Origin of the sequence: Muribaculum sp., assembly GCF_029051885.1 — a bacterium.
GTDB lineage: Bacteria > Bacteroidota > Bacteroidia > Bacteroidales > Muribaculaceae > Muribaculum.
In genome coordinates this window covers 1-7807 of record NZ_JAIDKI010000179.1, presented here as the reverse complement: position 1 = coordinate 7807, position 7807 = coordinate 1, and the positions used below count along the sequence as shown (strand labels likewise).

General features: G+C 48.2%; 5 protein-coding genes. 2 read left to right on the top strand and 3 right to left on the bottom strand.

Annotation, left to right across the window (positions count from 1 at the left end):
* The first annotated feature begins 332 nt into the window (after window positions 1-332).
* The gene (locus K2I50_RS07720; protein WP_301025766.1) at window positions 333-1187 is read left to right on the top strand and encodes an RsiV family protein; all 855 of its coding nucleotides are present in this window, start codon (window positions 333-335) and stop codon (window positions 1185-1187) included.
* 10 nt (window positions 1188-1197) lie between these two features.
* Here K2I50_RS07720 and K2I50_RS07715 read toward each other — a convergent pair whose 3' ends face one another.
* Window positions 1198-3225 carry a tetratricopeptide repeat protein gene (locus tag K2I50_RS07715; protein ID WP_301025765.1) on the bottom strand — a complete coding sequence of 676 codons (2028 nt, stop codon included), beginning with the start codon at window positions 3223-3225 and terminating at the stop codon, window positions 1198-1200.
* Window positions 3226-3373: 148 nt separating this feature from the next.
* On the opposite strand from K2I50_RS07715, the gene K2I50_RS07710 reads away from it, so the two are divergent.
* Window positions 3374-4657, top strand: a complete 1284-nt coding sequence (locus K2I50_RS07710; RefSeq protein ID WP_301025764.1) for an NAD(P)/FAD-dependent oxidoreductase — start codon at window positions 3374-3376, stop codon at window positions 4655-4657.
* 41 nt (window positions 4658-4698) lie between these two features.
* Here the strand turns inward: K2I50_RS07710 and K2I50_RS07705 are convergent, their stop codons facing one another.
* Together K2I50_RS07705 and K2I50_RS07700 are read right to left on the bottom strand one after the other, a co-directional pair.
* Complete coding sequence (locus K2I50_RS07705; protein ID WP_301025763.1) at window positions 4699-6141, bottom strand: carbon starvation CstA family protein; 1443 nt, start codon at window positions 6139-6141, stop codon at window positions 4699-4701.
* 123 nt (window positions 6142-6264) lie between these two features.
* Window positions 6265-7638 (bottom strand): aminopeptidase P family protein, encoded by a 1374-nt coding sequence (locus K2I50_RS07700; protein ID WP_301025762.1) that lies wholly within the window; start codon window positions 7636-7638, stop codon window positions 6265-6267.
* Window positions 7639-7807: the final 169 nt, after the last annotated feature.

Below are 7807 nucleotides of genomic sequence, written 5' to 3'. Positions count from 1 at the left end.
CGAGTCGCAGCCCCGTGGGGTGTTTCTCAAAAGCGAGTGCAAAGTTAGACACTTTCTGCATTACCTCCAAATTTTACGACAAGAAATTTATGCTATAAAACATGCTTCTTAAACTACACTTCTATCCCTCAAACAAATAACATCTATACTTTAACTTTTGTTCACATATCATTATAAACGTCCATTCCGACACAAAAGATACAATGAGCAAAATAAACACATCACACGTTATATAAATAACGCTTTAGTACGTTATATTAATAGCAGATACCATCTGCCGAAAAAGCATAAAACTACTTTTATAAATTTCCAATAGCTAAAGATTACGCATAATGAAAGCCATATATATTTCCTCGGCCATACTGTTGAGCGCAATTACGGTGGCATGTAGCCACAAGCCTGCTGCCGATACATCCGACGACAATACGATTTCCAATTTCCAGATTGTACAAACGGTGAAAACAGCCACACGCAGTTATATATGTAAAGGAGCTAATGCCGTTTTTGCTGATTCCATGCCAATCTACAGCAAAGTACATCTGACAATCCAATGGCCGGAAGAATTAGGCGGATTCAACATCCAGCCTCTTAAGGACTCGATTATGTCGGCAATATATGAAAATCCAAAAACATCAATTGATGAGACGATACTTGCAGCTCTCGATTCCCCCGAAGGCAGTGACACATATATAATGGAAGAAATCGATTCCATACCATCGGCAGAACAGACAATGACACTTTACCGTGATAAAATTGTCTCGGCAATAACATTCAGCCCAAGCTATATCGTGTATCAGATAATGACATCCTCATACAATGGAGGCGCGCACGGCATGAGCGTATCACGTTTTATAAATTATGATTTCGATTCTACACGTGTAATCACACCTCAGCTTGCATTCAAACCCGGATGTGACGAAACCTTGTTGAAAGCAATCCAGGAACAGCTCATGGCAATGTGCCAGGTAAGGACACTCAGCGAACTTGACAATTACGGAATATTCTCAAACCAGATTTTTGTAAGTCCGGAGTTCTATCTTCAAGGTTACAATATAGTGTTCCACTACAACCCATACGACATCGCACCTTACTCGACAGGAAGCATCGATGTCCCAGTGCCGTATTATGCTATCCGCGACTGTCTCACCCCTGAAGTATTAAGCCTGCTGGCATCTACAGAGGTATGACACTCCCAAATCACCTTGTGAAACGCTTCAGAAGATTATAACTTGGTACTATGCCAAGCTCTCCGGCTTTACTGAGGTCGGCTACACCGGCCTCTTTATTGCCAAGTTTAAGATATATGTATCCACGGTTATAATACGCCTCGCCAAAATCAGGCTTAATATCAATAGCACTGGTATACGCACTCAAAGCAGATGTATAATCTCCCGCCTGGAGCAACATGTTCCCCTTATTATAATATGCTATAGCCATTCGGGGAGACAGTTCTATTACCTTGTCGAGGTCGGCCATCACTTCGGCAGCCACCATCTTTGATGTCTGTCCGGCCATCTCCGGTAGGATACCTTCGCGTTTTGTATCGCGCGACAGACGATCCATCTCTGCATTTTTCATACGTGCGTTAGCTCTAAGCATATAGGCAAGCGTAAAATCAGGAGCAAGAGCGATAGCCCTGTCAAGATCGGCCGTTGCCGAAGCGTAATTATGCAGAGTATAGTAGTCCATCGCACGCCCGAAATAATCTATAGCACGCGGACGATGTGTCTCCAGATACCCGTTGTAATACTCTATTGATGAAAAATGCTTCCCGATGGCTTCCTCATCCGACAACTGAGGCTCCCTGTTGGTTGTCATCAACAAAAATCGAAGAGCACGTGTAGAATTCAAGTCATCCACTTCCTTAATATAATAAGGAACCTCCTTGATTTCTGTAGTCGTGACATAATATGAAAGTGTGAACATCGGTTCGACCTCTATCGATAGATTCCTGTCCTGCACACGTCCCTTTATGCCCTCGGTTGCATATTCCTCTTTCACAGTAGCGTTATTGTCTACTGTCAACAGCGATGTAAAGCGAGCGGCCACCTGCTCCTGAGTCTCCTCTTTACCATGCTGTGGGCCACCGGCATCCGCATCAACCTCAGCACCCTCATCAGCCGGAACCGCCTGCCTCGACAGAGCCATAGCCTTGTTATAATCACGCTCGGCATTTGCACGCTCGCCCATCATACGATAGTTCTCACACCTCACAAAATATGCACCGGAAAAAGAAGGAAACTCAGCTATCACCTTGTCAAGGTCAGCATTTGATCCTGAATAATCAGCTATTTCCTTCGACAACAAAGCCCTGTTGTACATAGCCTTGTAATTATCCGGGTCAAGTGCAAGCACACGTGTGAAGTCTTCAATAGCCTTATTGTTGTCATTGACCTCTGCACGCAGCAGGCCACGATTGAACAATGCCGGCACACTCGACGGATCCAGCTGTATGGCATAGTCAAAGTCGGCCATCGCGCCGAAGTAGTCATCAAGCTGATACCGAAGAAACGCACGGTTTACGAAGTATCCCGCAAAATGAGGCTGAAGTTTTATAGCCTCATCCATATCACTTCTCGCACGAGCATAATCTTTTGCGGAATTTATTGCGATATCGGCACGCATCACGTAGGCGTTTACATTGTTCTTGTTCAATTCAAGCGCACGGTCTATGTCGGCGCTTGCTTTTGCCGTGTCGCCCATCGCAAGATAAAGTCGTGCTCGCCCCACAAGGCCGTTATCATATCGCGGATGATAGCGAAACAGTTCGTTGTACGTGGCTTCCGACTGTTTGTAGTCCTTCAGTTCCTCAAGAGCAAGAGCTTTATTGAGGAGCAGACCACGGCTTTCAGGCAATTGTTCAAGTGCACGGTTATAATCCTCCACAGCCTCCTTTAGTTTACCCTGATTTTGTCGCGCCACACCGCGCACCTCATAAGCTCCGGTTATAAACTGGTTATATGATATCGCGGTCGAAGCATCATCCTCTGCTCCGATATAATCCTCAAGCGAAATTTTCGCAATAGCACGATAAAAATATGGCTGAGCCAAATAAGGTTTGGCGGCTATCACCTGGTTGAAATACTGTATCGACAGCACATAATCCTCCAGATACAGAGAATTCTGACCGACGCGCATTACCTGGTCGGTATTAATCTGTCCATAGGTCTTGCCTCCTAATGAACATAATATTGAGAAAAACAGTATATACTTTAGATATTTCATTTTCATTGCGACAAAATGCGGTAATCCGGTCGTATGCCATATGCCGGCACAGTAAAACGGCGATACTGTTTCAGACCTCCATTTCTGTGTAAAGTTACGTGATAAAGTTAGAAAATGAGACAATTTAGATAAAAATAACAATTACATCATGTGTGAGAAACAAAAATTAGTGGTTGTCGGAGGCGGATTTGCCGGTATCTACCTTGTAAAACACATCGACCGGAGACTATACGATGTGGTACTTATCGACAGCAACAACTACCATAGTTTTCCACCCCTATTCTATCAGATTGCTTCGGCCGGCCTCGACCCGGCAAGCATAGCCTTCCCATTTCGCAGGGAGATGCGCAAACTTAATCCCCTGCCGTCATACCATTTTGGAGAGGTAAAAATCATCAATACCGATAAAAAGACTGTCACCACCCAATACGAGACTATCTCCTATGACCGCCTTGTTATCGCAGCCGGCACCCGCAACAACTTTTTCAGAATGGCCGACCTCGACAAATATGTCTTCACCATAAAACGCACATCCGAGGCACTGCGTTGCCGCAATGAGATTCTCGACCGCTTTGAGCGGGCCGCCATATGCCATGAAGCCGACCAACGCCGGCGCCTGCTCAGCTTCACGGTAATCGGAGGCGGACCTACAGGCGTTGAGATTGCCGGCGCTTTGGGAGAAATGAAGCGTTTTCTGTTAAAGAGGGAGTATCCGACAATAAATCCCGATGAAATGACAATCACACTGGCCGAAGGTTCTGACCGATTGTTGCAGACAATGAGCGAAAAGGCGTCGGCTTATGCACTCGAAGCCTTACGCCATCTTATGGTCGACGTACAACTCGGCCGACATATGAAAAGCTACCGCGACAATACTGTAACCTTTGCCGACGGAGAATCAATCTATTCTGAAATGGTTATATGGACAGCCGGAGTTACAGCCACAGCATTCAAGACTACCGGCAATCCATTCTCCATAGGCCACGGCGGACGCATACTTGTCGACGAATTCAACCGCGCCATAGGATTCGGCGACGATATAATGGCCATCGGTGATATTTCGCTGCACGCTACATCCGACAATCCTCGCGGATGTCCGCAACTGGCGCAGGTAGCCATACAGCAGGCCCGTACACTTGCCCGCAATCTCAACAGACGCTCATGGGATTACACATTCCATTACAAGGACAAAGGGTCGATGGCAACAATCGGTCGAGGCCGAGCCGTAGCCGACCTAAATCGGTTGCATCTGAAAGGGTGGCCGGCATGGATGGCATGGATGTTTGTGCATCTGATATCAATTCTCGGGATGCGCAACAAGGTTGCCGTACTCGTCAACTGGACCTGGGCCTACTTCACCTACCCAACCTCGCTGCGACTGCTCATACATCCCGAACGATACCCGCTGCGCCACCGATGGGGAGAATCCTGAAAGCCGTGCATGCACCATGCATATTATTGATGATATAAACGCTAATCGGCTATAATGTCGCTCTTTCCCGACATATAAGGAAGTATACGCCGCATTGCCATAGCTGCAACCAGCAATGTGGCACCACCGGCCAGTGTATAAGCCGCAACACGATTCTCCATACCGAAGAACTGCTCGCCTATAAACATAAACGACGTAATGACATATGTCATGCAAACGGCCGGTATCATGGCAATTACATAATTCCTCCCTCTCGACGCAAGCCATACCACAATACTCCACAGCACTATCGTGCCGAGTGTCTGGTTGGCCCAGGCGAAGTAACGCCACAGCACACCGAAATCCACCAACGTGATGCCGAAGCCTATGGCAAACAATGGCAGACATATCATAAAGCGCCTGACAAGAGGTCGCTGGTCGATATTGAATATGTCGGCTATCATCAGACGTGCCGAGCGAAAAGCCGTATCACCCGAGGTAATAGGAGCAGCCACCACACCGAGCATAGCGAGCACGCTGCCCACAGCGCCAAGAGTGCCATGCGAAATCATATCTACCGCCCATGCCGGATTATTGCCGTTTTCTGCCATAATCCTGCTCAGAGAGCCTGCTCCACCAAAGAAAGCCATCGCCACGGCAGCCCATATGAGAGCAATTATGCTTTCTGAAATCATGGCTCCGTAAAACACCATACGGCACTCCTTTTCGTTACCTACACATCGTGCCATCATCGGCGACTGCGTGGCATGGAATCCGGAAATTGCTCCGCAAGCAATCGTAATAAACATAGCCGGGATAATCGGTAAAGCATGCGGGTCAAGCTGATAATTGTGGAATGTAGTCATCTCCGGTATCGTATAGTCCCCGACAATAAGGGCGCCGAGCAAACCGAGAGCCATAATTATAAGCGCGGCGCCGAATATTGGATACAACTTGCCTATAACCTTATCGACCGGCAACATTGTAGCCACTATATAATACACAAGTATGATACCGACCCACCACGTCTGAGGAACTGAAGGTACAAGAGTTCCTAACAGCTGGGCAGGACTAAGCAGAAACACCGCACCGACCAGCACCATCAGAAATATCGAGAACACACGCACAAAATCCCTGACGCCGAGTCCGAGATATTTCCCTATGATTTCCGGCAGACTGCGTCCATCACCCCTTACAATCATCATCCCCGACATATAGTCGTGCATCGCACCGAAAAATATACCCCCGAGAGTAATCCATATGAAAGCAACAGGACCGAAACATGCACCAAGTATAGCACCGAATATAGGTCCTGTCCCTGCGATATTGAGCAACTGAATCAGAAATGTACGCCAGCGGGGCATATGTATATAGTCCACACCGTCGGCCATTCGTGTGGCCGGAGTCGGCTTCTCACTATCAACACCTGCCTGTCGGTCAAGATACTTTCCATAAACAAAATACGCTCCAATCAACGCTGACAGACACAAAAGAAATGTAATCATTGAAATATTCTATTATCCTTTACAATATGCATGATACTATAAATTACATATGGAGATGCGACATAATGCCTCTGCCAAGTGCCGCATCTCCATATGTAAGAGCATATTAATTCATGCTCCCAATTATCTCATCGCCTCGACCTCATCGGTTGTCAGCGGTATTTTCTTGCCAAGACGACGGGCACCGGTGTCGGTAATGAGGAAATCCTCCTCGTTGCGCACACCGCCCCAGTCGCGCCATTTCTCTACCTCTGCGTAGACTATCTGGTCGGCAAAACGGCCCTCTTTCCTCCAGAGGTCGATAAGTTCGGGGATAAAATACACTCCCGGCTCGATGGTATGCACCATACCCGGCTCAAGCGGACGGGCCAGACGCAGCGACTTGCGGCCAAACTGTGTCGACTTTGGCTTCCCATCGTATCCTACCCATACCTCTCCAAGATTTTCCATATCATGGTCATCGAGCCCCATCAGATGCCCGAGGCCTGTCTGGAAAAACAGCGCATACGCACCGCTTTCCACGGCATCCTGCGCCGAGCAACTAAGCATACCGAGATCCTTCATACCCTGTGCGACCACCTCGGCTGCACGGTTGTGGACATCGATAAACGGCACTCCCGGACGCAACATCTCAACCGCAGCCTGATGTGCGGCCACCTGCACGTCGTATACCGCCTTCTGACGCGGAGTAAATGTACGGTCGGCGGGGATGGTCGAAGTCATGTCGCCGGCATAACCCATCTGAGTCTCGGCTCCTGCATCAACCAGCACCATATCGCCGGACTTTATCAGATTGCCATGGTACGGATTATGAAGAGTCTGTCCGTTGATGGTGCATATGGTATTGAACGACAGAGTGCAGTTGTTGGCGGCAGCCACCCTTTCAAGAGCAGCCATCACCTCATACTCGTACATGCCCGGACGAACACAGCGTATCGCCTCGATATGCATGTCGGCAGTCACATTGCACGCGCGCTCGATTTCCTCAATCTCCTCCGCGCTCTTGTGGTTGCGCTGATCTACAATAGCACGTATCAGTTCTACCGACGCCTTGTGCTCACCTGGCTTCAGGTCGAGCAGACGCCACAGCTTGAGCGTATGCTCCGCACGATATTCCGGCAAGGTATGTATCTGCCTGCCACCCTTGCGGGCCTCGTCGAGCACTCCGCGCAGACTGTCGGAAGTCATCACATGCTCCACTCCCACATTATGAGCCTTCTCATGGAGAGTGGGCTGAGTTCCCATCCACACGATATGGTCAATCGAGAGCTCATCGCCGAAAAGTATCGACTCTCCGCTGTCGGCATCGATTACCGCATTCAGCCCGGCATAAGGTAGTCCGAAATAGTACAGGAATGTCGAGTCCTGACGGTAAGGATATGGCGCATCCTCGAAATTGCGGCCCGACTCGTCGTTACCGAGCAGCAGTATAAGGCCTCCGCCTACCTTTTCGGCAAGTTGGCGGCGCCGTTCCGTATATGTTTCTTTGCTGAACATTATTATTTATATATTACTTTTACTGAATTTGCACTAACTATGCAAAGATAATAAAAAACGGGGCATGACTGCCCCGTTTTTTATGTAATAAGTAAGACCCCGTTCCCCAATATTTGTTAACGCTGGGGCGGTCAAGCGTCGTGCAGATGTGTTCGCGCAGTGAGGGAGC

Coding starts and splice junctions, on each gene's coding strand:
- K2I50_RS07705 (WP_301025763.1), bottom strand. CDS start 6,141: ATGATTACATTTCTTTTGTGTCTGTCAGCGTTGATTGGAGCGTATTTT.
- K2I50_RS07720 (WP_301025766.1), top strand. CDS start 333: ATGAAAGCCATATATATTTCCTCGGCCATACTGTTGAGCGCAATTACG.
- K2I50_RS07700 (WP_301025762.1), bottom strand. CDS start 7,638: ATGTTCAGCAAAGAAACATATACGGAACGGCGCCGCCAACTTGCCGAA.
- K2I50_RS07710 (WP_301025764.1), top strand. CDS start 3,374: ATGTGTGAGAAACAAAAATTAGTGGTTGTCGGAGGCGGATTTGCCGGT.
- K2I50_RS07715 (WP_301025765.1), bottom strand. CDS start 3,225: ATGAAATATCTAAAGTATATACTGTTTTTCTCAATATTATGTTCATTA.